Annotated in this window: 19 protein-coding genes; 8 read left to right on the forward strand and 11 right to left on the reverse strand. The window is 70.3% G+C overall.

Annotation, left to right across the window (positions count from 1 at the left end):
• Window positions 1-19: 19 nt before the first annotated feature.
• Entirely contained in the window at window positions 20-1549 is a 1530-nt protein-coding gene (locus tag ACIOHP_RS41280) for a cytochrome P450 (protein ID WP_401895533.1), read from the forward strand.
• Here the strand turns inward: ACIOHP_RS41280 and ACIOHP_RS41285 are convergent.
• Window positions 1511-2341 carry a pentapeptide repeat-containing protein gene (locus ACIOHP_RS41285; RefSeq protein ID WP_401895535.1) on the reverse strand — a complete coding sequence of 277 codons (831 nt, stop codon included), beginning with the start codon at window positions 2339-2341 and terminating at the stop codon, window positions 1511-1513. The genes ACIOHP_RS41280 and ACIOHP_RS41285 overlap by 39 nt on opposite strands.
• A gap of 147 nt (window positions 2342-2488) precedes the next feature.
• Between ACIOHP_RS41285 and ACIOHP_RS41290 the strand changes: the two genes are divergently transcribed.
• Complete coding sequence (locus ACIOHP_RS41290; RefSeq protein WP_361490888.1) at window positions 2489-2689, forward strand: DUF5999 family protein; 201 nt, start codon at window positions 2489-2491, stop codon at window positions 2687-2689.
• Between the two features lie 9 nt (window positions 2690-2698).
• Here ACIOHP_RS41290 and ACIOHP_RS41295 read toward each other — a convergent pair whose 3' ends face one another.
• From ACIOHP_RS41295 to ACIOHP_RS41335, 9 genes are all read right to left on the reverse strand, one after another.
• Window positions 2699-3442 carry a PIG-L deacetylase family protein gene (locus ACIOHP_RS41295; RefSeq protein WP_401895537.1) on the reverse strand — a complete coding sequence of 248 codons (744 nt, stop codon included), beginning with the start codon at window positions 3440-3442 and terminating at the stop codon, window positions 2699-2701.
• Window positions 3443-3471: 29 nt separating this feature from the next.
• On the reverse strand, window positions 3472-4773 hold the full coding sequence (locus ACIOHP_RS41300) for an alpha/beta fold hydrolase (RefSeq protein ID WP_401895539.1): 1302 nt from the start codon (window positions 4771-4773) through the stop codon (window positions 3472-3474).
• 103 nt (window positions 4774-4876) lie between these two features.
• Window positions 4877-5902, reverse strand: a complete 1026-nt coding sequence (locus tag ACIOHP_RS41305) for a LacI family DNA-binding transcriptional regulator (protein ID WP_401895542.1) — start codon at window positions 5900-5902, stop codon at window positions 4877-4879.
• Between the two features lie 79 nt (window positions 5903-5981).
• A complete protein-coding gene (locus ACIOHP_RS41310; RefSeq protein WP_401895545.1) occupies window positions 5982-7406 on the reverse strand; it encodes a BNR repeat-containing protein in 1425 nt (474 codons plus the stop codon).
• A 43-nt stretch (window positions 7407-7449) separates the two neighbouring features.
• Window positions 7450-7770 (reverse strand): L-rhamnose mutarotase, encoded by a 321-nt coding sequence (locus ACIOHP_RS41315; protein ID WP_401895547.1) that lies wholly within the window; start codon window positions 7768-7770, stop codon window positions 7450-7452.
• A gap of 31 nt (window positions 7771-7801) precedes the next feature.
• Complete coding sequence (gene rhaS / locus ACIOHP_RS41320) at window positions 7802-8881, reverse strand: rhamnose ABC transporter substrate-binding protein (RefSeq protein WP_401895549.1); 1080 nt, start codon at window positions 8879-8881, stop codon at window positions 7802-7804.
• A 121-nt stretch (window positions 8882-9002) separates the two neighbouring features.
• Window positions 9003-9977: an ABC transporter permease gene (locus ACIOHP_RS41325; protein ID WP_401895550.1), complete on the reverse strand. Its 975-nt coding sequence runs from the start codon at window positions 9975-9977 to the stop codon at window positions 9003-9005.
• Window positions 9970-11010: an ABC transporter permease gene (locus ACIOHP_RS41330; protein WP_267014140.1), complete on the reverse strand. Its 1041-nt coding sequence runs from the start codon at window positions 11008-11010 to the stop codon at window positions 9970-9972. Before ACIOHP_RS41330 ends, ACIOHP_RS41325 begins: the two co-directional genes overlap by 8 nt.
• A complete protein-coding gene (locus ACIOHP_RS41335) occupies window positions 11007-12524 on the reverse strand; it encodes a sugar ABC transporter ATP-binding protein (protein WP_361549835.1) in 1518 nt (505 codons plus the stop codon). Before ACIOHP_RS41335 ends, ACIOHP_RS41330 begins: the two co-directional genes overlap by 4 nt.
• A gap of 294 nt (window positions 12525-12818) precedes the next feature.
• Here ACIOHP_RS41335 and rhaI point away from each other — a divergent pair, with 294 nt between their 5' ends.
• The 6 genes from rhaI (at window position 12819) to ACIOHP_RS41365 (ending at window position 20514) form a co-directional block, all read left to right on the forward strand.
• Window positions 12819-13979: an L-rhamnose isomerase gene (rhaI, locus tag ACIOHP_RS41340; protein ID WP_401895553.1), complete on the forward strand. Its 1161-nt coding sequence runs from the start codon at window positions 12819-12821 to the stop codon at window positions 13977-13979.
• 112 nt (window positions 13980-14091) lie between these two features.
• Window positions 14092-16131 carry a bifunctional aldolase/short-chain dehydrogenase gene (locus ACIOHP_RS41345; RefSeq protein ID WP_401895556.1) on the forward strand — a complete coding sequence of 680 codons (2040 nt, stop codon included), beginning with the start codon at window positions 14092-14094 and terminating at the stop codon, window positions 16129-16131.
• A gap of 5 nt (window positions 16132-16136) precedes the next feature.
• The gene (locus ACIOHP_RS41350) at window positions 16137-17573 is read left to right on the forward strand and encodes a rhamnulokinase family protein (RefSeq protein ID WP_401895559.1); all 1437 of its coding nucleotides are present in this window, start codon (window positions 16137-16139) and stop codon (window positions 17571-17573) included.
• Window positions 17574-17645: 72 nt separating this feature from the next.
• Window positions 17646-18401 carry a (Fe-S)-binding protein gene (locus ACIOHP_RS41355; protein ID WP_401895560.1) on the forward strand — a complete coding sequence of 252 codons (756 nt, stop codon included), beginning with the start codon at window positions 17646-17648 and terminating at the stop codon, window positions 18399-18401.
• Window positions 18398-19876 (forward strand): LutB/LldF family L-lactate oxidation iron-sulfur protein, encoded by a 1479-nt coding sequence (locus ACIOHP_RS41360; protein WP_401895562.1) that lies wholly within the window; start codon window positions 18398-18400, stop codon window positions 19874-19876. Before ACIOHP_RS41355 ends, ACIOHP_RS41360 begins: the two co-directional genes overlap by 4 nt.
• Window positions 19873-20514 (forward strand): lactate utilization protein C, encoded by a 642-nt coding sequence (locus ACIOHP_RS41365; protein WP_401895564.1) that lies wholly within the window; start codon window positions 19873-19875, stop codon window positions 20512-20514. Before ACIOHP_RS41360 ends, ACIOHP_RS41365 begins: the two co-directional genes overlap by 4 nt.
• A 22-nt stretch (window positions 20515-20536) precedes the next feature.
• On the opposite strand, the gene ACIOHP_RS41370 is transcribed toward ACIOHP_RS41365, so the two are convergent.
• Complete coding sequence (locus ACIOHP_RS41370) at window positions 20537-21412, reverse strand: YhjD/YihY/BrkB family envelope integrity protein (protein WP_401895565.1); 876 nt, start codon at window positions 21410-21412, stop codon at window positions 20537-20539.
• Between the last annotated feature and the right edge of the window lie 10 nt (window positions 21413-21422).

The raw sequence follows: 21422 nt of genomic DNA on the forward strand, positions 1-21422 counted from the left end.
CTGCAAGGGAGATGGCGTCATGGCGAGGACGACGACCGGGACCGCTCTGCCCCGGGGGTTCCGCAGCGCGGAGCACGGCTGGCCCGAGCTGCACCGCATCCCGCACCCGCCGCGCCGCCTCCCCCTCCTCGGCGACGTACTCGGCGCCAACCGGCGCACACCGCTGCAGGACTCCCTCAAGTACGGCCGCATGCTGGGACCGATCTACCGGCGCAAGGCCTTCAACCGGGAGTTCGTGTTCGTGTGGGGCGCCGAACTCGCGGCCGACCTCGCCGACGAGACGCGCTTCGCCAAGCACGTGGGGCTCGGCATCGCCAATCTGCGGCCGGTCGCCGGGGACGGGCTGTTCACGGCGTACAACCACGAGCCGAACTGGCAGCTGGCACACGACGTGCTGGCACCGGGCTTCAGCCGTGAGGCGATGGCGGCCTACCACCCGATGATGCTGGCCGTGGCCGAGCGGCTGACCGACCACTGGGACCGGGAGACCGCGGCGGACCGCGCGGTGGACGTTCCCGGGGACATGACCAAGCTGACGCTGGAGACGATCGCCCGGACCGGGTTCGGGCACGACTTCGGTTCCTTCGAGCGGGACCGGCCGCATCCGTTCATCACGGCGATGGTCGGCACGCTGACGTACGCGCAGCGCCTCAACACGGTGCCCTGGCCGGGGCTGTTGCGGGAAGCGGCGCGGCGCAACGAGGCCGACATCGCCTATCTCAACCGGACGGTCGACGAACTGGTCCAGGAGCGCCGTACGGCGAACGGGGGCGGCGACGGGGACCTGCTGGACCGGATGCTGGAGACGGCCCACCCGGAGACCGGGGAGCGGCTGTCCGCGCAGAACGTCCGGCGCCAGGTGATCACCTTCCTGGTGGCCGGTCACGAGACCACCTCGGGTGCGCTCTCCTTCGCCCTGCACTACCTCTCCCGGCACCCGGACGTCGCGGCACGCGCGCGTGCCGAGGTGGACCGGGTCTGGGGCGACACGGCCGTCCCCGGCTACGACCAGGTGGCCAAGCTGCGCTACGTACGCAGGGTGCTGGACGAGTCGCTGCGGCTGTGGCCCACGGCGCCTGCCTTCGCCCGCGAGGCGCTCGAGGACACGGTGCTCGCCGGGCGGCATCCGATGCGGCGGGGTGCGTGGACGCTGGTCCTCACGCCGATGCTGCATCGCGATCCCGAGGTATGGGGTGCGGACGCCGAGCGGTTCGACCCGGACCGGTTCGACCCCAAGGCCGTACGGACCCGCGCGCCCCACGCCTTCAAGCCGTGGGGCACGGGCGCCCGGGCGTGCATCGGCCGGCAGTTCGCGCTGCACGAGGCCACGCTGGTGCTGGGCCTGCTGCTGCGACGGTACGAACTGGGGGCCGACCCGGACTATCGGCTGCGGGTGACGGAGCGGCTGACGTTGATGCCGGAAGGGCTGCGGCTACGACTGGAACGGCGGCAGGGGGCCGCCACGAACGGCCCCGCGACGGCGCCGTCGGCCGACGAGGAGGCGCCGGTCTCAGAGCTGCGCTGCCCAGTGCACGGGGCGGGTGACTGAGCCGGGGAGCCTCGTGCCCGCGCTGCCCCTGGCCGCGTTCAGCTGCGGCTGCGTCAGGAAGAACGCGTCGGTCAGGTCGGCGTCCGTGAGGTCGGTGTCGCGCAGGTCGGCACCGATCAGGTCCGCGCCGCGCAGATCGGCGCCGGTGAGGTCGGCGGCGATGAGGTAGGCGCCGCGGAGGTTGGCACCGCGCAGGTCGGCGCCCTTGAGGCGGGCGCCCATCAGGTCGGCGCCCCGGCGGTCCTTCTTCTTGCCACGGGTGCCCGCGCGGACCAGCTCGCTCGTCCTCAGCAGGAGCACATTGACGTCCTGGCGGTGCGCGGCCACGTCCAACGCGCCCAGTTCCTCGGGGGTTTGGCGCGTGAGCTGCTCCGTCCGCTCCAGCATGCCGCGCAGGTCGGCGTGGACCGGGCCGGCGGCGGGCAGGGTGAGGGCCTCGGTGAGGTACCAGAGCAGCTCGTGCAGCTGGCGGACGACCGGGAACAGGTCGAACATGCGGCGCGCGTCCTCGCGCGGGGCCGTGCGCCAGTCCCGGCCGCCGAAGGTGACCTGGGAGACCTTCTGTCCGGCGCCGAAGCAGTCGTAGACCGTGCAGCCGGTGAAGCCCTTCTGCCGCAGCCGGGCGTGGATGCCGCAGCGGTGGTCGTCCTGGAGATTCGAGCAGGGCGTGCCGGCCGGCTTGTCCACGGCGAAGTCCCTCGACGCCGTGAAGGGCAGGGCGACGCAGCACAGCCCGAAACAGCTCGCGCAGTCGCCGCGCAGGTCGGCGGGGCCGGCTATGTGATCTTGCATGTTTCCAGCATACGGAACGAACCTCACCAATGAATTTCTCGCCCTGTGGGGGTCTCTACATACAAGAGAAAACAAAGTCGGCTACCACTGAGAAGCAGCCCGACGGAACCAGGAGAACCACCCAGCCGAAAACCGTGGAGAGACGCCATGTGCAGCCACCAGCCCGCGTGCCCCACCGCAGACAGCACGGACCACCATGCCGCGATCATCGTGTCGTCCCACCCGGAACAGGGCTGGCACCTGCTGTGCAACGGCACGATCGTCTTCGACGACACCGGCGAACTCCTCCCGGACGGCCGGGTGGTGAGCCCGCGACGTCCGGTCGGGACGCTGGTCGTGGCCGCCTGAGTGCACCTCTTACCGACCGAACAGTTCGAACGCCACGGCCGGCTTCCCGCCGAACCGCTCCCCCGTCGCCGTGGCATTCCCGGTCAGAAAGCCTCTCGCGTACGTCTCCGGGTCCTCGTCCGTCAACGCCTCGATGTACGTGCGGTGTTCGAGCAGCGAGCGCACCGCGCGTTCCAGGCCGGCCGACGCGTCCGCCGCGTGGGTGGGGGTCGACGAACCCGCGACGGCCACCCAGCGGACGCCGTTCCACGGGTCCAGGCCCTGTTCCAGCTGCTCGGGGAAGATCCAGCGGTTGCCGGCGTCGCCGGCCGCGTCCAGGGTCGCGCGGCCCACCGCGACATGGTCCGGGGTGTTCCAGGCGACGCCGCCCCAGGTGTCGCGGTGGTTGAGGGTGATCACCAGCTCCGGACGGTGGCGGCGGATCGCGGCGGCGATGTCGCGGCGCAGGGCGAGGCCGTACTCGATCACGCCGTCCTTGTGGTCGAGGAACTCCACCGTCGACACCCCGACGACCGCCGCACTGGCCCGCTGCTCCCGCTCACGCAGCGGACCGCACATGTCGGGCTCCATCGTGTCGATGCCTGCCTCGCCACGGGTCGCGAGGACGTAGGCGACGTCTCGGCCACCGTCGGTCCAGGCGGCGATCGCGGCCGAGCAGCCGTACTCCAGGTCGTCCGGGTGGGCCACGACCGCGAGGGCGCGCTCCCAGTCCTCGGGCATGGGCAGAAGCTGAGTGGACGTCGGCTCTGTCATGCTCCGAGACTAATCCGCGCCCCCTGGCATCACGCCTCGTCGCGTGCGAGCGCCAGCAGCCGGTCCAGGACGCGGGGGCCGCCGGCCCGGACGCCGTCGTGCTCGAACTCGTCGGTGACCCAGGTGCGCAGGCCACGGATCGAGCGTGCGGTCTCCAGGGAGTGGGCGGTGTCGACGTACATGTCGTCGTGGTAGACGGCCGCGGCGACCGGGACCTCGTTGGCGGCGAGCCGGGCACTGTCGTACAGCGGTGTCCAGTCGGTGCGGGCGGCGAGGAGTTCGGCGGTCTCGCGCAGCGGGCGCAGCGCCGGGTCGGTCTCGAACATCCAGGGGTGGACGGACTCGCCGGTGAACAGCAGCGGTCCGTCGCCCGCGAGCGTCTTGGCGGCGTCGAACTGCGGGAACTCGGTGCGCACGCGCTCGGCCGACCAGTTCGTGGGCCGGGCGTCCTGGCCGTAGATCGCCTCGTGGACGAGGGCGTAGAGCGGGTGGCCCGCGTACGAGAGGAGGCCCTGGACCTCTTCCTGGAAGGCGTCGGAGAGCGCCGGGCCGTTCGGGGTGCGGACGAAGGCTTCCTCGAGGAGGAAGTGCAGCCGGTGGCTGCCCTCGCCGCCGCCGAGGAGGATGCCGAGGGACTGGAAGGCCTCGACGGTGAGGCGGTAGCCGTTCGGCAGGGTCACCTCGTGGTGGAGGAGATGGTCGGCGATACGGCGGGCGCGCTCGATGTCCTGGGGGTAGCGGGCGTAGTGCGCGGCGACCTTGCGCTCGATGCGCGGGAAGGCGGCGCGGTAGACGTCGTCGGCGTGGGCGTCGAGGGAGGGCAGACCACCGGTGATCACCGCGGCGCTGAGGCCCTCGGGGGCGGTGGAGAGGTAGTTCACCGCGCAGAAGCCGCCGAAGCTCTGGCCGAGGACGGTCCAGGGGGCGCCGCCGGTGAGCCGGGGGCGGATCGCCTCGCAGTCGCGGACGATCGAGTCGGCGCGGAAGTGCGTGAGGTAGCCGGCCTGCTCGGCGGGGCCGCCGCGCAGCGGGAGCGTCTGGCGGTTGGCGGGCGTGGAGTGGCCGGTGCCGCGCTGGTCCAGGAGCAGGACACGGAACTCCTTGAGGGCACGGCCCAGCCAGGCGGGCCTGCCGACGAAGCGGTTCGCGCCGAAGCCGGGTCCGCCCTGGAGGTAGACCAGCCACGGCAGGTTCTGCTGTGCCTTGTCCCCGGCGACCACCTCACGGGCGTAGAGCTCGATCGTCTCCCCGGCAGGGTCGTCGTGGTCGAGCGGCACGGTGAAGCGGCGGTCGGTGAGGACGACGCCGGGCTGGCGGTAGGTCGCGGTCAACAGGGCTCCCGGGACGGACGGACTACTTCAGGCGCGTCCCAGTTCAGCACATGTCCGTCCGATATCCGATCCCTGGGATCATGAAATCGTACTGAACCGTGGATCAGCGGGCGGAGAGACTCGATCGCCGTACGACCAGTTCCGGCTGGAGCACCACCCGTCGGTGCTCGTGCCGGCGCGGCGCGGTCTCCGCCTCCGTCTCCTCCAGCAGCAGCTCGGCGGCCAGCGCGCCCATGGTGACGGCGGGCTGGCGGACCGAGGTGAGGGGGACGGCCGCGGCGGCGGCGAACTCGATGTCGTCATAGCCGACGATGGCGAGGTCGTCGGGGACGTTTATCCCGGCCGCGTACATCGCCTGGAGCACACCGAGGGCCAGGAGGTCGTTGGCGCAGAAGACGGCGGTGGGGCGGTCGGCGAGGCCCAGAAGACGGGCGCCGGCGTCCCGGCCGGCCGCGACGTCGAGGCGTTCGGTGGGCAGTTCGCGCAGCACGCCGGGGGCGAGGCCGGCCTCGGCGAGCGCGTTGAGGGCGCCGGTGCGACGGTCGCGGACCTGGTTGAAGCCGGGCGGGCCGCTGACGTACGCGATGGAGCGGTGTCCGGCGTCGATGAGATGGCGTACGGCGAGGGCGCCGCCCGCGACGTCGTCGACGGAGACGGAGCACTCCGTGGTCCCCTCGGCGACGCGGTCGACGAGGATGAAGGGGATGCCATGGCGCCGGAAGCTCTCGATGTTGCGGCCGGTCGCGTCGGCGGGGGTGAGCAGGACGCCCCGGACCCGCTGTTCGGCGAAGAGCGAGAGGTACTCGGCCTCCTCGCCGGGGCTCTGCGCGCTGTTGCAGACCATCACGCCGAGCCCGGCGTCACGGGCGGCCCGTTCGGCGCCGCGCGCGACGTCCACGAAGAACGGGTTGCCCATGTCGAGGACGAGCAGCCCCATGATCCGGCTGCGGCCCGCGCGCAGCTGGCGCGCGGACTCGCTGCGGACGTAACCGAGCCGGTCGATCGCGGACAGGACCCGGGCCCGGGTCTCGGTGGCGACGGAGTCCGGACGATTGATCACGTTCGACACCGTGCCCACCGAGACTCCGGCGGCACGGGCGACGTCCTTGATACCCACCGACTGGGCCATCGGGCAGGGACCTCCAGGTGAACAAGGAGCGGCGGGCAGGCCTTCACATTACCGGCACGCCGCCCCAGGACGACTTCGGTCAGGCGGGAAGCGCGAAGTCGACGACGTGCAGTGCCGAGGGCGTGGTTCCGCTGGACTTCTCCTGGTACATGACGGACAGGACGTTGTCGGCCTTGATCCGCATCTCGTCGATCACGACCTCGCCGAACGCGTTGAGGCCGCTGCCGTCGAAGAGGATCTTCCAGTCGCTGTGTCCGGAGGCCGCGGAGGCTCCGGCGATCCGGCCGAACGGGAAGACAGCGTAGGCGTTGTCGTACGTGTCCAGGACGAGTCTGGTGCGCTGGCTGGAGCCCAGCACCACCGGTATCTCGGTCTTCTGCCAGGTGCCCGACGCGTTCTTGCGGACGTGGAACGCCCGGCCGTTCGCGGTCCGGTCGGACACGTAGTTGGTGGTGCACTGGCCGAAGCGGCCGGGCACGTAGCTGATGATCGCGTGCGGCCGGCCGGCGGAGTCGGTGGCCTGGCTCTCCTGGTTCATCAGGGAGTGGTCCGGGTTGAGCGCGTCGATGACGAGGCCGGAGTCGGTGACGGCGACCTTGTCGGAGCCGCCGGTGGTGCCGACGACGGTGTCGGCGTTGTTGCGCCAGGTGCGGCCGCGGTCGTCGGAGTAGACGTAGCCGGTGTCGTGGTTGGTGATGCCGCCGCTGGAGCACATCACGGCGCCGTTCTGCTCGCGCCAGGTGAAGAAGGAGTGCAGTCGGCCGTTGACGTCGTAGTCGATGCCGTGCAGGTACATGTTGCGGGCCGTGGAGGAGCCGTGCTCGCTGGTGTAGGTGCCGGTGGAGCTGGACCACTCGCCGAGGTTCGTCCAGGTCGAACCGTCGTACTCGGCGAGGGCGTTGCGGCCGTTGCCGGATATGGCGACGCGGTAGCTGAGCTGGAGCTTGCCGTCGGGGGTGGAGACGAACTGCGGGTAGGTGAACTGCGAGGTGAGGGCGAGGCCGTCGAGGGTGGACTGCGGCGCGCCGAACCGGCTCGCGGTCCAGCTCAGTCCGGACGGGTTGTCCATGAGCCCGGCCACCGACTTGACGTAGGTGAAGCCGTCGCTGTGGGAGTCCATGTTGAGGTGGAGGCGGCCGTCGATCTTGGAGACGCCCATGGAGATGACGTTGTGGGAGTCGCTGGCCTTGAGGGTGTGACCGACCTTGACCGTCGACCAGGTGCTGCCGCCGAGGACACGGCGTCCGACGACGGCGTTCTTGTCGGCGGTGTACCAGACGGCGTACTGGTAGCCCTTGTAGGTCAACAGACCGTTCTTCTGGAACGAGTTGTTGTTGACCAGGCCGTCGTAGGAGACGAAGAAGACGGCCTGGCTGTCGAGCGTGGTGGTGCCGGTCCGGGTGACCGAGGGGCCGGGGTCGGCGGCGCGGGCGGTGCCGGCGCCGAGCGCGGGGGTCATCGCGGCACCGGCGAGGGCGGCGCCCAGCAGCGTACGTCTCTTCATCTCGGGGGACTCCATTGTCGGCGAGCGGGAAGCACGGGTGGGATCAGGCGAGGTGGAACACTTCGGTGAGCGGTTTCATCGCCTCGTCGGGGCGGGATCCGTCGAGGGATTCGAAGAACGGGGCCATCTCCGCCTGCCAGCGGGCGTTGACCTCGGCGGCCGCCATGCCGTCGAGGGCGGCCTGGAAGTCCTCGGTCTCCAGGTAGCCGACCAGCAGGCCGTCGTCCCTGAGGAAGAGGGAGTAGTTGTGCCAGCCGGTGGCCGAGAGTGCGTCGAGCATGTCCGGCCACACGGCGGCGTGCCGTTCGCGGTACTCGGCGAGCTTGTCCTGACGGACCTTGAGCAGGAAACAGACGCGCTGCATGAAGTACCAGCTCCCAGCGGGACAGAGGGGACTAGAAGTTGAACTGGTCGATGTTCTCGGCGTTGAACACGGTCGGCTTGCCGAGGTTGATCACGCCGTCCTTGCCGATGGTGTAGCTGGTGCCGCCGGCCTTGAAGGTCTCGCCTTCCTTACCGGTGATCTGGCCCGAGACCAGCGCCACGGCGGTCTGCGCGGCCAGCGCGCCGAGCTTCGAGGGGTCCCACAGCTCGAACGCCTCGACGGTGCCGTTCTTGACGTACTTGCGCATGTCGTTGGGGGTGCCGAGGCCGGTCAGCTTGACCTTGCCCTTGTACTTGGAGCCCGAGAGGTACTGGGCCGCGGCCTTGATGCCGACGGTGGTCGGGGAGATGATCCCCTTCAGGTTCGGGTACTCCTGGAGCAGGCCCTGGGTCTGCTGGAAGGACTGTTGGGCGTCGTCGTTGCCGTACGCGGTCTTGACGAGCTTGATGTCCTTGTACTTGGGGTCCTTCAGCTCGTCCTTCATGAAGTCGATCCAGGTGTTCTGGTTCGTCGCCGTCTGCGCGGCGGACAGGATCGCGATCTCGCCCTTGTAGTCGATCTGTTCGGCGAGCAGCTGCACCTCGGTGCGGCCGAGGTCCTCGGCGGAGGCCTGCGAGACGAAGGCGTTGCGGCAGTCGGCCTTGGTGTCGGAGTCGTAGGTGACGACCTTGATGTCGTTCTTCATGGCCTGCTTGGTCGCGGTGCACAGGGCGCCCGGGTCCTGCGCGGAGATGGCCATCGCGTCGACCTGCTGCTGGGTGAGCGTGTTGACGTAGCTCACCTGCCCGGCGGTGTCGGTGGCGTTGGAGGGGCCGACCTCCTTGTAGCTGGAGCCCAGCTCCTTCAGGGCCGCCTCGCCGCCCTTGTCGGCGGAGGTGAAGTAGGGGTTGTTGACCTGCTTGGGCAGGAAGCCGACGGTCAGGCCCTTCTTGGTGGCCGCGTTCGGGTCCGCCTTGGCGGTGGAGGCGGCCGAGGCACCCTCGTCCGCGACGTCCTTCTTGGTGGTTCCGCCACAGGCGGTCAGGGCCAGGGCGAGGGAGGTTCCGGCGGCGAGGGCCGCACAGCTACGGCGGAGGGAAGTCTTGCGCATGACGGTTTCCTTTTGACGAGGGTGAGCGGAAACGCCCTTGGGGGCGCGGGGCTGTGTTGCATGTGCGGCTACCGCCGCGCGGGCGCGACCAGCCACGACGGGCCGGCAGCTTCAAGTCGGCCTACAACGTGAGCCTTTGTGCCCTGGCCACTGCGATCTGCCTGGCGACTCGCGGCCCGAGCACCGACAGCACCAGCAGGACTCCCGTGACGACGATCTGCGACTGCGCGGAGACGTCCTGGAGGCTCATCACGTTCTGCAGGGCCCCGAGCAGGAAGACCCCGCCGATCGCGCCGCCCAGCGTCCCCTTCCCGCCGTCGAAGTCGATGCCGCCGAGCAGCACCGCCGCGATGACGGACAGTTCGAGCCCGGTCGCGTTGTCATAGCGGGCGCTCGCGTAGTGGAACGCCCAGAAGATCCCGGTGAGCGAGGCCATCAGCCCGGTCACCGTGAACAGGATCAGCTTCTGCCGCCTGACCCGGATGCCGGCGAACCGCGCGGCCTCCTCGCTCGCACCGATCGCGAACGTGGACCGCCCGAACGGCGTGGCGTGCAGGACGACCACGGCGATCGCGAGGAACACGATGAAGGGCAGGAAGGCGTACGGGATGAAGGTGTCCCCGATGCGTCCGGACGCGAAGTCCAGGTACTGGGTGGGGAAGTCGGTCACCGCGTCGGAGCCGAGCACGATCTGTGCGATGCCCCGGTAGGCGGCGAGGGTGCCGATGGTGACGGCGAGGGAGGGCAGCCCGAGCCGGGTGACGAGCAGGCCGTTGACGAGGCCGCAGACCACGCCGAGCAGGAGGCAGATCGGGATGATCGTCTCGATCGTCATGCCCTGGTTCCACAGGGCGCCCATCACGGCGCCGGAGAGACCGGCGGTGGAGGCGACCGAGAGATCGATCTCGCCCGAGACGACCAGGAGGGTCATCGGCAGGGCGATCAGGGCGATCGGCAGGGTGCTGCCGATCAGGAACGACAGGTTGAAGGCGTTTCCGAAACCGTCGACCGTGCCGAAGGACAGCAGGAGCACGACGATCAGGACGGCGCCGACGATCGTGTCCCACCGGATCGCGCGGCTGAGGGACTCAGGCATGGCGGGCGTTCCTCTTCTTCAGGGCCGAGGCCACGCGCAGCGCGACGACCCGGTCGACCGCGATGGCGAGGATGAGCAGGATGCCGTTGATGGCGAGCACCCACACGGAGCTGACGCCGAGGGCGGGCAGCACGCTGTTGATGGAGGTCAGCAGCAGGGCGCCGAGGGCGGCTCCGTAGACGCTGCCGGAGCCGCCGGTGAAGACGACGCCGCCGACCACGACCGCGCTGACGACGGTGAGTTCGTAACCGTTGCCGGTGCCGGAGTCGACGTTGCCGAACCGGGCCAGGTACATCGCGCCGGCGAGTCCGGCGAGGGCCCCGCAGAAGGTGTAGGCGGCGAGGATCCGCTTGCGGACGGGGATGCCGGCGAGCCGGGCGGCCTCGGGGTTGGAGCCGAGGGCGTACAGCTCGCGGCCGCTGCCGAAGTGCTTGAGGTAGTACGCGGTGGCCACCAGCACCGCCAGCGCGATGAGCGCCAGGTAGGGCACCGCCGAGATGCCGCCGGAGCCGAAGTCGATGAATCCGTCCGGAAGATTGGCCGCAGTGATCTGACGTGAGCCGACCCAGATGGAGTCGATGCCGCGGATGATGTAGAGGGTGCCGAGGGTGACGACGAGCGCGGGCACCTGACCGAGGCTGACGAGCAGTCCGTTGACCAGTCCGCAGCCGATGCCGAGCAGGACCGCGAGCGCGATCGCCACGACGGAGTTGCCGCCGCCCTGGAGATACGTACCGGCGGCGAAGGCGCTGATGCCGAGGGTGGAGCCGACGGACAGGTCGACGTTGCGGGTGATGACGACGAGCGACTGTCCGGTGGCGACCAGCACCAGGATGGTCGCGTTGAGCAGGAGGTCCTTGATGCCCTGCTCGGACAGGAACTCGCTGTTGCCGGCCTGGGTGACGCCGATCATCACCAGGAAGACGACCAGGATGGCGAGTTCGCGCATCTTGAAGACACGGTCGACCAGTCGGGTGCCGCTGGACTTGGGCACCTCGGCGACGGGGGTCTTGTCGGTGGTGGTCACCGTCATGCGGCGGCCCTCCCCGTGGCTGCGGCCATCACGGTTTCCTCGGTGGCTTCGGAGCGCGGGATCTCGGCGGTGAGCCGGCCCTCGTGCATCACCAGCACGCGGTCGGCCATGCCGAGGATCTCGGGCAGGTCGGAGGAGATCATCAGGACGGCCACTCCGTCGGCGGCGAGCTCGCTGAGCAGCCGGTGCACCTCAGCCTTGGTGCCGACGTCGATGCCGCGGGTGGGCTCGTCGACGATCAGCACCTTGGGGCCGGTGGCCAGCCACTTGGCGAGGACGACCTTCTGCTGGTTGCCGCCGGACAGGGTGTTGACCGTGTCGGCGATGCGGGCGTACTTCACCTGGAGCTTGACCGCCCAGTCGAGGGAGCGGCTGCGCTCGGCGCCGCGGTCCATCAGTCCGGCCTTCACGGTCGTACGGAGTCCGGTGAGGCCGATGTTGCGCTCGATGGACATGTCCATCACCAGGCCCTGGGCGCGCCGGTCCTCGGGGACGAGCGCGAGCCCGGAGGCCATGGCGGTGGAGGGGGCGCCGTTCGTCAGGGCCTTGCCGTCGACGTCGACCTCCCCCGCGTCCCAGCGGTCGATGCCGAAGACGGCCCGGGCGACCTCGGTGCGGCCGGCGCCGACCAGTCCGGCGAGGCCGACGATCTCACCGCGCCGCACCTCGAAGGAGACGTCGGTGAAGACGCCCTCGCGAGTCAGCCGGCGCACGCTGAGCGCCACCTCGCCCGCCTCGACGTCCTGCTTGGGGTAGAGCTCGTCGAGGTCGCGGCCGACCATCCGGCGGACCAGGTCGTCCTCGGTCATGCCTTCGATCGGCTCGCTGGCGATCCAGGCGCCGTCGCGGAGTGTGGTGACCCGCCGGCAGATCTGGAAGATCTCCTCGAGCCGGTGGGAGATGAACAGCACCGCGGCGCCCTGTTCGCGCAGGGTGCGGACGACGCCGAAGAGCCGGGCGACCTCGCTGCCGGTCAGGGCCGCGGTCGGTTCGTCCATGATCAGGACGCGGGCGTCGAAGGAGAGCGCCTTGGCGATCTCCACGATCTGCTGGTCCGCGATGGACAGGCCGCGCGCGGGGCGGTCGGGGTCGAGTTCGACGCCGAGCCGCTGCATGAGGGCGGCTGTCGCCGCGTGGGTGGCCTTGTGGTCGATGCGGCCGAGAGCGCGCCGGGGCTGGCGGCCCATGAAGATGTTCTCGGCGATCGAGAGGTCGGGGAAGAGGGTGGGCTCCTGGTAGATCACGGCGATGCCGGCGTCGCGGGCGTCGCCGGGGCCGTGGAAGACGACGGGCGCGCCGTCGAGCAGCACCTGACCGGCGTCCGGTCGGTGCACCCCCGCGAGGGTCTTGATGAGGGTCGACTTGCCCGCGCCGTTCTCGCCGGCGAGTGCGTGCACTTCGCCGGGGAACAGCTCCAGGGACACATCCCGCAGGGCGCGCACGGCGCCGAAGGACTTCGAGATGTCCTTGAGCGCCAGCACCGGGGCGGGACCCGCGTCGGACGGGTGGGTCATGAGGGGCTCCTCGACGACGCCCGGGCCCTGCCTCACGGCGTCGTGAAAGGTTTCAACTTGGTTGCCGGGACGTTAGGCATGCAGTGCATGTCACGTCAATGGGTTCGTGTCGAAAAACTTTCGATGCCCATAGGTCACAGCCGGGTCACGAGCAACAGCCTTGGTCGCAGGGGTTGACACCTCTGCGGGCGGCTCATAACTTCCCCTCTTGAATCGTTTCATACAGAAGCTCTCTCGGAACGTTTCTTGGAACCTTTCAAGAACGCTCCGACCCGACGTCACAGGAGCCCCGAAGTGACCGAGCTCGCCGCGGTGAAGGCCGCGCTCAAGACACAGGCAGTCGAGACGCCGTCGTGGGCGTACGGGAACTCGGGAACCCGCTTCAAGGTGTTCGCACAACAGGGTGTTCCGCGTACGCCGCAGGAGAAGCTGGACGACGCCGCCCAGGTGCACGCCCTCACGGGCGTCGCACCCACCGTCGCCCTGCACATTCCGTGGGACAAGGTCGACGACTACGCGGCGCTGGCCAAGCACGCGGAGGACCGCGGCGTGCAGCTCGGCGCGATCAACTCCAACACCTTCCAGGACGACGACTACAAGCTCGGCAGCATCTGCCACCCCGAGGCCGCGGTGCGGCGCAAGGCGGTGGATCACCTGCTGGAGTGCGTCGACATCATGGACGCCACCGGCTCCGCCGATCTGAAGCTGTGGTTCGCCGACGGTACGAACTATCCCGGGCAGGACGACATCCGGGCCCGCCAGGACCGGCTGGCCGAGGGCCTCGCCGAGGTGTACGAGCGGCTCGGGGACGGGCAGCGGATGCTGCTGGAGTACAAGTTCTTCGAGCCGGCCTTCTACACCACCGACGTGCCGGACTGGGGGACGGCGTACGCCCACTGCCTGAAGCTGGGGCCCCAGGCGCAGGTCGTGGTCGACACCGGGCACCACGCTCCCGGGACCAACATCGAGTTCATCGTCGCGACGCTGCTCAGGGAGGGGAAGCTCGGCGCGTTCGACTTCAATTCCCGGTTCTACGCGGATGACGACCTCATGGTGGGTGCGGCTGATCCGTTCCAGCTGTTCCGGATCATGTACGAGGTGATCCGTGGCGGCGGGTTCACGCCGGACGTGGCGTTCATGCTCGATCAGTGCCACAACATCGAGGCGAAGATTCCGGCGATCATCCGTTCGGTGATGAATGTGCAGGAAGCAACGGCCAAGGCGCTGCTGGTCGACCGCGTCGCTCTGGCCGATGCGCAGGCCTCTGGTGATGTCCTCGGTGCGAATGCCGTGGTGATGGACGCGTACAACACGGACGTGCGTCCGCTGCTGCGTGAGGTGCGTGAGGAGATGGGGTTGGACGCGGATCCCATCGCCGCGTACGCCCGGTCCGGGTGGGCCGAGAAGATCGTTGCTGAGCGTGTCGGTGGGGAGCAGGCCGGTTGGGGCGCGTAAGCGTCTGGCGGGTTCTGTCGTCTGCGGGGTGCGGGCCGGGTGTGGCTGGTCGCGCAGTTCCCCGCGCCCCTAGGTGTCTCCACTTCCCCTTTCTTCAGAAGGACTGAAAGTCATGGCAACCCATCCCGAAGCTGCCGCCCTGCTGGCCCGGTCCCACCGGCTCGGTGCTGATCCCCGCAACACCAACTACGCCGGGGGCAACGCGTCCGCGAAGGGCACCGACACCGATCCCGTCACCGGGGGTGATGTGGAGCTGATGTGGGTCAAGGGATCCGGTGGGGACCTCGGGACGCTGACCGAGGGCGGGCTGGCCGTGCTGCGGCTGGACCGGATGCGGGCGCTGGTGGATGTGTATCCCGGCGTCGAGCGCGAGGACGAGATGGTCGCCGCGTTCGACTACTGCCTGCACGGCAAGGGCGGGGCGGCTCCGTCCATCGACACCGCCATGCACGGACTCGTGGAGGCCGCGCATGTCGATCATCTGCATCCCGACTCCGGGATCGCGCTCGCCTGTGCCGCCGACGGGGAGAAGCTGACCGCCGAGTGTTTCGGGGACACCGTGGTGTGGGTGCCGTGGCGCCGGCCCGGGTTCCAGCTCGGGCTGGACATCGCCGCGGTCAAGGAGGCCAATCCGCAGGCGATCGGGTGCATTCTCGGCGGGCACGGGATCACCGCCTGGGGGGACACCTCCGAGGAGTGCGAGCGGAACTCGCTGCACATCATCCGGACCGCTGAGGCGTTCCTGGAGGAGCGTGGCAAGGCCGAGCCCTTCGGTCCGGTGATCGAGGGCTACGGCGCGCTGGAGGCTTCGGCGCGGCGCGAGCGGGCCGCCGCCCTGGCGCCGTATGTGCGTGCCCTCGCCTCTCAGGACAAGCCGCAGGTCGGGCACTTCACCGACTCCGACGTGGTGCTCGACTTCCTGGCCTCCGCCGAGCACCCCCGGCTCGCCGCGCTCGGAACGTCCTGCCCGGACCACTTCCTGCGGACCAAGGTGGCGCCGCTCGTGCTCGACCTGCCGCCGGCCGCGCCGCTGGACGAGGCCGTCGCCCGGCTGAAGGAGCTGCACGCCACCTACCGCGAGGAGTACGCCGCCTATTACGAGCGGAACGCCCTGCCCGACTCCCCCGCGATGCGCGGCGCGGACCCGGCGATCGTGCTGATCCCGGGCGTGGGCATGTTCTCCTTCGGCAAGGACAAGCAGACCGCGCGGGTGGCCGGAGAGTTCTACGTCAACGCCATCAACGTGATGCGCGGCGCGGAGGCCGTTTCTACGTACGCGCCCATCGAGGAGTCCGAGAAGTTCCGTATCGAGTACTGGGCGCTGGAGGAGGCCAAGCTTCAGCGGATGCCGAAGCCCAAGCCGCTCGCGACGCGGGTCGCGCTGGTGACGGGTGCGGGCAGCGGGATCGGCAAGGCGATCGCGCATCGGCTCGTCTCCGAAGGCGCCTGTGTGGTCATCGCCGACCTCAACGGTGACAACGCCGCCGCGGTCGCCGAGGAGCTCGGTGGCCCCGACAAGGCCGTCGCCGTGACCGTGGACGTGACCTCCGAGGAGCAGATCGCCGAGGCCTTCAAGGCCGCCGCGCTCGCCTTCGGCGGGGTGGATCTCGTCGTCAACAACGCCGGGATCTCCATCTCCAAGCCGCTCCTGGAGACGTCGGCCAAGGACTGGGACCTCCAGCACGACATCATGGCCCGGGGTTCGTTCCTCGTCTCGCGCGAGGCCGCCCGGGTGATGATCGCGCAGGAGCTGGGCGGCGACATCGTCTACATCGCCTCCAAGAACGCCGTCTTCGCCGGCCCCAACAACATCGCCTACTCCGCCACCAAGGCCGACCAGGCCCACCAGGTGCGGCTCCTCGCCGCCGAGCTGGGCGAGCACGGCATCCGGGTCAACGGGATCAACCCGGACGGTGTGGTGCGTGGTTCCGGGATCTTCGCCGCCGGCTGGGGTGCGCAGCGCGCCGCCGTGTACGGCGTGGAGGAGGAGAAGCTGGGCGAGTTCTACGCGCAGCGGACCATCCTCAAGCGCGAGGTGCTGCCCGAGCATGTCGCCAACGCCGTCTTCGCCCTCACCGGCGGGGAGTTGACCCACACCACCGGTCTGCACATCCCGGTCGACGCCGGCGTCGCGGCCGCCTTCCTGCGGTGACGGGCGTGAAGTCGTACGCCGCGGTCGACCTCGGCGCGTCCAGCGGACGTGTCATGGTCGGCCGCGTCGGGCCGGACAGCCTGGAGCTGGCCGAGGCGCACCGCTTCCCGAACCGGCCCGTGCGCACCCCGGAAGGGCTGCGCTGGGACATTCTCTCGCTGTACGGCGGTGTCCTGGACGGACTCCGGACGGCGGGGCAGGTCGACTCCGTCGGTATCGACAGCTGGGCCGTGGACTACGGGCTCCTCGACACGGACGGGGCGCTGCTCGGCAACCCCGTGCACTACCGGGACTCCCGGACCGACGGCGTCGCCGAGAAGGTCTGGGCGACCGTGCCGGCCGAGGAGTTGTACGCGGCCACCGGGTTGCAGTACGCGCCCTTCAACACGCTGTACCAGCTCACGGCGGCCCGCTCGTCGGCTCAACTGACGCAGGCCGAGCGGCTGTTGCTCATCCCGGACCTCCTCACGTACTGGCTGACCGGCGAGCAGGGCACCGAGCTCACCAACGCCTCGACGACCCAGCTGATCGATCCCCGGACGCGCGCGTGGTCGTACGACATCGCCGCACGGCTCGGGATCGACCTGGACCTCTTCGCGCCGCTGCGGCAGCCCGGCGATCCGGCCGGTGTGCTGCGGCCCGAGGTGCTGGAGGAGACCGGGCTCACCGGGCCCGTGCCGGTGACGGCTGTCGGTTCGCACGACACCGCGTCCGCGGTGGCCGCCGTACCGGCCGGGGGCGAGCGGTTCGCCTACATCTGCACCGGCACCTGGTCGCTGGCGGGCCTCGAACTGGACGCGCCCGTACTGACCGAGGAGAGCCGGGCCGCCAACTTCACCAACGAGCTGGGGCTGGACGGCACGGTCCGGTATCTGCGGAACATCATGGGGCTGTGGCTGCTCCAGGAGTGCGTACGGGCCTGGGGCGAGCCGGAGTTGGGGGCGCTGCTCCTCGACGCGGCGAAGGTGCCGGCGCTGCGGTCGGTCGTGGACGCGGGGGACGCGGCGTTCCTGGCGCCGGGGCGGATGCCGGAGCGGATCGCCGAGGCGTGCCGCGCCTCGGGGCAGCCAGTGCCCGCCTCCCCCGCCGAGATCACGCGCTGCATCCTCGACTCGCTGGCCCTCGCCCACCGCAGGGCGATCGCCGACGCACAGCGGCTCGCCGGGCATCCGGTCGACGTCGTGCACGTCGTGGGCGGCGGTACCCGCAACGCGCTGCTGTGCCAGCTGACCGCCGACGCCTGCGGGCTGCCGGTGGTCGCGGGCCCGACGGAGGCGGCGGCCCTCGGGAACGTCCTGGTCCAGGCCCGGGCCCACAGGCTCGTCGGGGACCTCGCGGAGGGACGGCGGCTGCTCACCCGTACGCAGCCATTGACCCGGTACGAGCCCCAGGGGGACACCGCACCGTGGCGCAAGGCGGAAGCCCGGCTCGCCGACCGGTGAGCGGGGGTCTCCCCCGAACCCCCCAGCCGCACTACGCTTCACTCATCCGATGATCAACCCCAAGGAGCCGCGATGCGTGTCGCCCTGTTCCTGACCTGTGTCAACGACACGCTCTATCCGGACACCGGGCGCGCCGTGGTGAAACTGCTGACCAGGCTGGGCGTCGAGGTCGACTTCCCGATGGCCCAGACCTGCTGCGGACAGGCGCACTACAACACCGGCTACCGCCATGAGGCGGAGCCGATGGCCCGGCATTTCTCCGATGTCTTCGGGGAGTACGAGGCGATCGTGACGCCGTCCGGATCGTGCGGGGCGATGGTGCGCGAGTTGTATCCGCGGATGGGTGAGCGGGCCCGGGCCGAGGGGCGCGGGGACGGCCTCGCGACCACGCTGGCCCCCGTGGTCCCGAAGACGTACGAGCTCACGGAGTTCCTGGTGGACGTCCTCGGGGTCACGGACGTCGGCGCCTACTACCCGCACAAGGTGACCTACCACCCGACCTGCCACGGGCTGCGCAGCCTGGGGCTGGGCGACCGGCCCCGGCGGCTGCTCCAGGCCGTGAAGGGTCTGGAGCTGGTGGAGCTGCCGGGTGCGGACGAGTGCTGTGGGTTCGGCGGCACCTTCGCACTGAAGAACGCCGATGTCTCGGCGGCGATGGGCGCCGACAAGGTGCGCAACGCCGAGTCGACCGGCGCCGACGTGCTGTGCGCGGCCGACAACTCCTGTCTGATGCACATCGGCGGCACCATGGCCCGGCTGAGCACGGACATGCGGCCGGTGCACATCGCGGAGATCCTGGCGGGCACAGAGGAGGAGTCGGCGGCATGAGCGGAACGTTCGTAGGGATGCCGGCCTTCCCCGTGGCCGCGCACGAGGCCGTCGGCAACCAGACCCTGCGCGGCAATCTGCGGCACGCCACGCACACCATCCGCGGCAAGCGCGAGAAGGCCGTCGCGGAGGTCTCCGACTGGGCGGAGCTGCGCGAGGCGGGCAAGCGCATCAAGGACCATACGCTCCGTCATCTCGACCGGTACCTCGTGCAGTTGGAGGAGTCGGTGACGGCCGCGGGCGGCATCGTCCACTGGGCCGCCGACGCCGACGAGGCCAACCGGATCGTGACCCGGCTGGTCAAGGAGACCGGGGAGTCGGAGGTGGTCAAGGTCAAGTCGATGGCCACGCAGGAGATCGGGCTCAACGAGGCCCTGGAGGAGGAGGGGATCCGCGCCTACGAGACCGATCTCGCCGAGCTCATCGTGCAGTTGGGCAAGGACCGGCCCTCGCACATCCTCGTTCCGGCGATCCACCGCAACCGGGGCGAGATCCGGGACATCTTCACGCGCGAGATGAGCGAGTGGGGGCGTCCGGCGCCCGAGGGCCTCACCGACACGCCCGCCGAACTCGCCGAAGCCGCCCGCCTCCACCTCCGCGAGAAGTTCCTGCGTGCCAAGGTCGGTGTCTCCGGCGCCAACTTCATGATCGCCGAGACCGGCACGCTGGTGGTCGTGGAGTCCGAGGGCAACGGACGGATGTGTCTGACCCTGCCCGAGACGCTGATCTCGGTCGTCGGCATCGAGAAGATCCTGCCGACCTGGCAGGACCTGGAGGTCTTCCTGCAGACACTCCCCCGTTCGTCGACGGCCGAGCGCATGAACCCGTACACCTCGATGTGGACCGGCACGTCGGACGAGGACGGTCCGCGCGCCTTCCACCTGGTCCTGATCGACAACGGCCGCACCGACACCCTCGCCGACGAGGTCGGCCGCCAGGCGCTGCGCTGCATCCGCTGCTCGGCGTGCCTGAACGTCTGCCCGGTCTACGAGCGGGCCGGCGGGCACGCCTACGGCTCGGTCTACCCGGGCCCGATCGGCGCCATCCTCAGCCCTCAGCTGAGGGGCACACAGAGCGAGATCGACGCCTCGCTGCCGTACGCGTCCTCGCTGTGCGGGGCCTGCTACGAGGTGTGCCCGGTCGCCATCGACATCCCCGAGGTGCTCGTGCATCTGCGGGAACGGATCGTGGAGGGCGGCCCGGTCGTCCGCGAGGGCAACAAGGTCGTGCTCAAGCCGGCCAAGGGACATGCCGCCGAGCGGGCGGCCATGCGGGCGGCCCGCTGGGCCTTCGCCCACCCCGGCGCCCTGCGCACCGGCCAGCGCCTGGCCTCCCGTACCCGCCGCCTCCACCCGCGCAAGCTGCCGGGTCCCGGCAAGGCGTGGAGCGGCACCCGGGATCTGCCGCCGCTGCCGGCCGAGCCGTTCCGGGACTGGTGGCAGCGGACGAACGGTGGAAAGGGCGGTACGAAGTGAGCAGCAGGGAACGGATCCTGGGCCGGGTGCGGCGCGCGCTGGCGGATGTGCCGCAGGACGACACGCCGTACGACCAGGCAGTCTCGCGGGGCTATCTGCGCGAGCACGGTGACCGGAGCGTCACGCAGACCGTCGATCTGCTGGCCGAGAACCTCGCCGACTACCGTGCGATCGTGCACCGTTGCAGCGCCGACGAACTGGCCGTGACGATCGCCGGGATGCTGGCCGCGCGGGGCGCGAGGACGGTGCTCGTGCCGCCGGGTCTCGAACCGTCCTGGCTCGCCGAGACCCCGGCGGAGCAAGTGCCGGACCGGATCGAGAGCACCCCTCACGAACTGGACCGGATCGACAGTGTCGTCACGGCGTGCGCGGTGGCCGTCGCCGAGACCGGCACGATCGTGCTGGACGGCTCCCCCGACCAGGGCCGCCGCCGCATCACCCTCGTCCCCGACCACCACATCTGTGTCGTACGGGTCCCGGAGCAGGTCGTCTCCTCCGTGCCCCAGGCTCTCGAACGCCTCGACCCGACCCGCCCGTCGACCTGGATCTCCGGTCCTTCGGCGACCAGTGACATCGAGCTGGACCGGGTCGAGGGCGTGCACGGTCCGCGCACCCTGGAGGTCGTACTGGTGGGCTGAGCGCCCGGTCGTCGCGGGAACCTCACCGGCCGGTCCGCCCGGGCTCCGTGCGCGCGTCGGACCCGCCGGAGTCCCCCGCCGTCAGGTACCGGTCGAGAGGCGGTGACTCGGCCAGTACCGCGCCGATGGTCACCGCGAAGGTGATCGCGGCGCACAGGACGATCAACCAGGACAGCATGACCAGGACCAGCCCCAGGGAGCCGTACGTGCCGAGGGCCCGGTTCAGCGCGGTGGGCATGTAGAGCCGGGCGGTCAGCCCGAGCGCGGTCGTCGCGGCCGCGGCCAGGACGGCGCCGGGCAGCAGCGCCAGCCAGGGCACCCGGGCGGCCAGCAGCAGACGCTGCGTCCAGAGCCATACGCCCGTACCCATCAGGAACAGCAGCGGCGTGCCGAGCCAGAGGCCGACGCCGAAACCGTCGCGGACCGGGCCCTGTATGAGGACCACGAGCGTCATCGCGAGCAGCCACGCCACCCAGCGCCACGCGGCGATACGGGTGCGGGCCCTCGGCAGTCGCCACGCGCGCTCGCAGACCCGGGCCATGGCACGGCTGAAGCTGGTCGCGGAGATCAACGCCACCGCCACGCCGATGGCACCACCGGTCTCACGGAAGCCCGGGTCGGTGGTGCCGCCGAGGAGCTGATCCAGTTCCCGGCCGGACCGGCCCGTCAGACCGAACATGGCGCGCAATGACTCGCCGAGCTGGTCGCGCACGCTCTGCGGGGTGAACGCGGCGATGGCGAGCAGCAGCGGCACGGCGGCGAGGAACGCCTGTGCGGCCAGCCTGGTTCCGGCGTCCAGCAGATTCCCGGACAGCAGTCGGCCCGTCAGGTCGGTGATGACGGGAAAGCGTCGTTCGGCGCCGGTACGCAATCGTTCCAGTCGCTCGGTCCACGCCATGCCGCCTCCC

This window comes from Streptomyces sp. NPDC087859 (assembly GCF_044742595.1).
Taxonomy (GTDB): domain Bacteria; phylum Actinomycetota; class Actinomycetes; order Streptomycetales; family Streptomycetaceae; genus Streptomyces; species Streptomyces canus_F.

Bases quoted from the DNA above. Each gene is read 5' to 3' on its own strand.
- ACIOHP_RS41280 (WP_401895533.1), top strand. From the start codon at position 20: ATGGCGAGGACGACGACCGGGACCGCTCTGCCCCGGGGGTTCCGCAGC.
- ACIOHP_RS41285 (WP_401895535.1), bottom strand. From the start codon at position 2,341: ATGCAAGATCACATAGCCGGCCCCGCCGACCTGCGCGGCGACTGCGCG.
- ACIOHP_RS41290 (WP_361490888.1), top strand. From the start codon at position 2,489: ATGTGCAGCCACCAGCCCGCGTGCCCCACCGCAGACAGCACGGACCAC.
- ACIOHP_RS41295 (WP_401895537.1), bottom strand. From the start codon at position 3,442: ATGACAGAGCCGACGTCCACTCAGCTTCTGCCCATGCCCGAGGACTGG.
- ACIOHP_RS41305 (WP_401895542.1), bottom strand. From the start codon at position 5,902: ATGGCCCAGTCGGTGGGTATCAAGGACGTCGCCCGTGCCGCCGGAGTC.
- ACIOHP_RS41310 (WP_401895545.1), bottom strand. From the start codon at position 7,406: ATGAAGAGACGTACGCTGCTGGGCGCCGCCCTCGCCGGTGCCGCGATG.
- ACIOHP_RS41315 (WP_401895547.1), bottom strand. From the start codon at position 7,770: ATGCAGCGCGTCTGTTTCCTGCTCAAGGTCCGTCAGGACAAGCTCGCC.
- rhaS (WP_401895549.1), bottom strand. From the start codon at position 8,881: ATGCGCAAGACTTCCCTCCGCCGTAGCTGTGCGGCCCTCGCCGCCGGA.
- ACIOHP_RS41325 (WP_401895550.1), bottom strand. From the start codon at position 9,977: ATGCCTGAGTCCCTCAGCCGCGCGATCCGGTGGGACACGATCGTCGGC.
- ACIOHP_RS41330 (WP_267014140.1), bottom strand. From the start codon at position 11,010: ATGACGGTGACCACCACCGACAAGACCCCCGTCGCCGAGGTGCCCAAG.
- ACIOHP_RS41335 (WP_361549835.1), bottom strand. From the start codon at position 12,524: ATGACCCACCCGTCCGACGCGGGTCCCGCCCCGGTGCTGGCGCTCAAG.
- ACIOHP_RS41345 (WP_401895556.1), top strand. From the start codon at position 14,092: ATGGCAACCCATCCCGAAGCTGCCGCCCTGCTGGCCCGGTCCCACCGG.
- ACIOHP_RS41355 (WP_401895560.1), top strand. From the start codon at position 17,646: ATGCGTGTCGCCCTGTTCCTGACCTGTGTCAACGACACGCTCTATCCG.
- ACIOHP_RS41360 (WP_401895562.1), top strand. From the start codon at position 18,398: ATGAGCGGAACGTTCGTAGGGATGCCGGCCTTCCCCGTGGCCGCGCAC.
- ACIOHP_RS41370 (WP_401895565.1), bottom strand. From the start codon at position 21,412: ATGGCGTGGACCGAGCGACTGGAACGATTGCGTACCGGCGCCGAACGA.